The 471-nt window shown below is 61.8% G+C and carries 1 protein-coding gene; it reads left to right on the forward strand.

Annotation, left to right across the window (positions count from 1 at the left end; all coding sequences use genetic code 11):
- Positions 1 to 9: 9 nt before the first annotated feature.
- On the forward strand, positions 10 to 471 hold a 462-nt coding region (locus ON19_RS45220), incomplete at its 3' end, for a 50S ribosomal protein L16 (protein ID WP_043700686.1).

A 471-nucleotide genomic window follows, 5' to 3' on the forward strand; every position in this document is an offset into this window, starting at 1 on the left:
CTCGCCACCATGGGACGCCGGCCAGCCAGGTGCTACCGGCAGATCAAGAATAAGCCGTACCCAAAGTCACGGTACTGCCGTGGTGTGCCTGACCCGAAGATTCGCATCTACGATGTGGGAGCAAAGAGGGCGCCAGTAGACCAGTATCCCTTCTGCGTCCACCTTGTCAGTTGGGAGAAGGAGAACATCACCAGTGAGGCGCTGGAGGCAGCGCGCATTGCAGCCAACAAGTACATGGTGAAGAACGCGGGCAAGGACACGTTCCACCTGCGCGTGCGTGTGCACCCCTTCCACGTCCTCCGCATCAACAAAATGCTTTCATGCGCCGGCGCCGATAGGCTGCAGACTGGAATGCGTGGAGCCTTTGGCAAGCCGCAGGGCGTGTGCGCGCGCGTGGCCATCGGCCAGATCCTGCTGTCCATCCGCTGCAAGGATGTGCACAGCCCGCAGTCGCAGGAGGCTCTGCGTCGC

This window comes from Nocardia abscessus NBRC 100374 (assembly GCF_000308455.1).
Lineage (GTDB): Bacteria > Actinomycetota > Actinomycetes > Mycobacteriales > Mycobacteriaceae > Nocardia > Nocardia abscessus.